Genomic DNA, 3601 nt, shown 5'->3' with positions numbered 1-3601 from the left:
GATCGTCGGTGCCTCGCCCGGCGACGTCATCCACCTCATCGTCACCGGCATCGAAACCTATGCCGGTCCGAAGGAAGGCTGGGGCCTGTGCTGCACGCAGACGATCGACATCGTCATCCCGCGTGACCAGAGGTGCCCGCCCAGGGACAAGGAGCCGGACCTCAAGGTCGAGAAACGCGCCGACGTGACGCGTTGCACGATGGGCGGCGGCTGCGACTTCACCATCAGGGTCACCAATGTCGGCACCGGAGCCTACCACGGCAAGATCGTGCTCGACGAGGTGACGCTGCCGGCCGGCTCGACGCTCGATTCAGGGCCAAATCCACCTTGGGTCTGCGTACCCGGAACCACCCCGATGACCTGCACCTATCCGGTGACCACGCTCAATCCGGGGGCCTCCGTCGACCTCAAGCTCGGCTTCAAGCCGGCCGGAGGCTGGCAAGGCGGTGCTTTACGCAACTGCGCCACCTACAATTATGGCGCCAGCGGCAAGCCGCTGTTCGGCAGCCAGTCGAACGATCGCGGCTGTGCCTCGATCCCGATCTGCCGGCGCGGCGACCGTGACCGCGACTGCCGGCCGCCGGTGGAGAAGAAGGTCGACCTGATCCTGAAGAAGCGTGCCCGCGTCCCGGTCTGCTCGGCCGACGGCATCTGCACCTTCGTGATCGACATCATCAACAACGGCAGCGCCACCTACAATGGACCGCTGACGGTCATCGACAATTATCCCGGCGGCGCGCCGTCGTCCTCGACCTTCGGCCCGAACCCGCCCTGGACATGCGGACCGAACGGCCCCGGCCAGTTCCGTTGCGACAATGCCGGCATCTCGCTGCCTGCGGGCGCCTCGACGCCGATCTTCGTGAAGGCGGTCATGCCGGCCGGCTACCAGTCGGACACTGTCGAGAATTGCGCTGAGGTGAAGCCCATCCCCGGGGAAAACGACCTCACCAACAACAAGGCCTGCGCCAAGGAACGCTTCCGTCATCCCAATGGCGGCAAGCCGACCCTGCGCATCACCAAGGTGTGCAACGGCTCGCTCGCCGGTGCCGCGGTCGTCTCTTGCCGCATCACCGTCACCAGCCTTGGCACCGCTGCCCCCACCGGTCCGGTGCGGGTCAACGATGCCGCCACGCTGGTGGCCGGCGGCGCGCCCGTCCAGATCCAGACCGTCACCCCCGACGGCGCGGAATGGGCGTGCGGACCGGTTCCGGCCAATGCGCTGTCGTGCCAGATTCCCGGTGCCGTCATGACACCTGGAACCAGCCGCCACTTCGACGTGACGGTCTCGGCGAATGGCGCGTTCGAAAACTGCGCGCGCGGCTCCTATGGGCCTGCGCCGGGCGACGACGTCGTCTATCCCTTTGGCCAGGCCTGCGCCAAGGGCGGCGGTTCTTCGACCATCCGTGTCGAAAAGACCGGCGACCGCGAATGCAGGCTCGGCCAACCCTGCTCGTTCGAGATCACCATCATCAATGACGGAGCGACCGCCTTCTCCGGGCCGGTCCGCATCGGCGATGCGATCGGCGTGGAGGGGCTCGGCAGGCTGGAAGGCGTTGAGATCACCTCGATCGATCCGCCCTTCGGCTGCTCGCCGGAACCGGCAACCTTGCCTGCGTCCTGCATTGCCAACCTGACGCTCGGCGCCGGCGAAAGCCGGGTACACCATGTCACCGTGGTCATTCCCGACGACGGCCGCCTGGCCAATCTGCAGGGCAATGTCAGCGGCCAGAATTGCGTCGGCGTGCTGTCTCCCGACACACGGGTGCAGGGCGGTGGCGACGTGCTTGGCGGCGATCAGACCAATGTGCAGGGCGATCGCGGCAAGGCCTATGCCTGCCATCCCTTCACCATTAGCCAGGAGACGAGGAAGGAATGCTCGCAAGGCTTCGTCATGAACGATGCCGGCCGCTGCGTTTGCCCCGAAGGCACCACCTACCGCAACGGCCAGTGCTCGCCGGGCGGTGGTATCGTGCCGAAGCCGGAACAGCCGAAACGCTGTGTGCTGCTCGAGGGCCAGATCCGCACCGAGGACGGACGCTGCGTCTGCCCACGCGGAACCGGGCTCGAGAACGGCAGGTGCGTCAGGACCGACAAGCCCGAGCAGTGCACTATCCGTGGCCAGGTCCACAATGCGGATGGCGATTGTGTTTGCCCCAGGGGAACCGAGATCAGGGGCAATGCCTGCCGCCCGATCCAGCCAAAGCCGGAGCAGTGCACGATCCGTGGCCAGGTCCACGATGCCGATGGAGACTGTGTCTGCCCGCGAGGGACCGAGGTGCGCAATGGCGCCTGCCGTCCGATCCGGCCGAAGCCTGAGCAGTGCATCATCCGTGGCCAGGTCCACGACGCGGACGGAGACTGCGTCTGCCCGCAAGGCAACGAGGTCAGAAACGGCGCCTGCCGCCCGATCCGGCCAAGGCCTGACCAGTGCACCATCCGTGGCCAGGTCCACGACGCCGACGGCAATTGTGTCTGCCCGAGGGGTACCGAGGTGCGGGGCAATGCCTGCCGGCGCAAGCAGCCGACGCAGGAGCAGTGCGACGTACGCGGCCAGGTCCACAACAAGCGCGGCGAATGTGTCTGCCCGCGCGGCACCGAGGTGATCAACGGCGCATGCCGCAGGCAGGAGGTGGAATGCGCACCGGGCTCGCAGATGATCGATGGCCAGTGCCAGCCGATCATCAGGAGGCGCTGCCCGGAAGGCACGATCGGGCGCTACCCGAACTGCCGGGCGGTCCGCGGACAACCGTCGCTGGAGCTGAACCCCGGCCTGCTGCTGCAGCAGGTGCTGCAGGCGCAGGCCGCAGGTCGAACAGCGGCAGGACCAGGTTCCAGACAGAATCCTGAAGCTCCAGCAGCAATAACCACCTGCTCGACACGAGACCAGAAACCCCGCCGGAGCAATCCGGCGGGTTTTTCTTCGCGGCTGTGGGGACAAGCGGGAATTGGCCGCAGCATGATCGCGGATAACGGCACGCGTCCCAGCCTGCGCATCGACCGCGCCTGCACCCTCGACAAGTCGGCTGCGGCGCATTAGGCAGTCGATAGGGTGGCCAACGAGAAGGACACTCGGAAAGGCCGCATCCATGAGCAGAAAGACCCTGATTGCACCATCGGTGCTGGCATCGGATTTTTCCAAACTCGGCGATGAGGTCGAAGCGGTAGCGGCAGCCGGCGCCGACTGGATACATCTCGATGTTATGGACGGGCATTTCGTGCCCAACATCACCTTTGGCCCGCCAGTGATCAAGGCGATCCGCAACCGCACCAAGGCCTTCTTCGACTGCCATCTGATGATTGCCCCGGCCGACCCCTATCTGGCCGCTTTCGCCGAGGCCGGCTGCGACGGTTTGACCGTCCATGCCGAGGCCGGCCCGCATCTTGACCGCTCGCTGCAGACCATCAGGAATCTTGGCAAGAAGGCCGGTGTGTCGCTCAATCCGGCGACGCCGGAAAGCGTGGTCGAATACGTGCTCGACCGGCTCGACCTGATCCTGATCATGACCGTCAATCCGGGCTTCGGCGGCCAGGCCTTCATCCCAGCGATCGTCGACAAGGTGAAGCGGGTCAAGGCCCTCATCGGAGGCCGGCCAATCCGAAT

The 3601-nt window shown here is 66.0% G+C and carries 1 protein-coding gene and 1 pseudogene; both read left to right on the top strand.

What is annotated here, in order from left to right:
• Positions 1–2864 (top strand): annotated as a pseudogene (locus EN994_RS22675) (hypothetical protein); the annotation flags it as partial.
• A gap of 222 nt (positions 2865–3086) precedes the next feature.
• Positions 3087–3601 (top strand): ribulose-phosphate 3-epimerase (rpe, locus tag EN994_RS22670; protein WP_127307820.1); only part of this gene is annotated, 515 nt, incomplete at its 3' end.

Origin of the sequence: Mesorhizobium sp. M7A.F.Ca.CA.002.09.1.1 (genome assembly GCF_003998555.1) — a bacterium.
Lineage (GTDB): Bacteria > Pseudomonadota > Alphaproteobacteria > Rhizobiales > Rhizobiaceae > Mesorhizobium > Mesorhizobium ciceri.
This window is presented reverse-complemented; position numbering and strand designations above follow the sequence as displayed.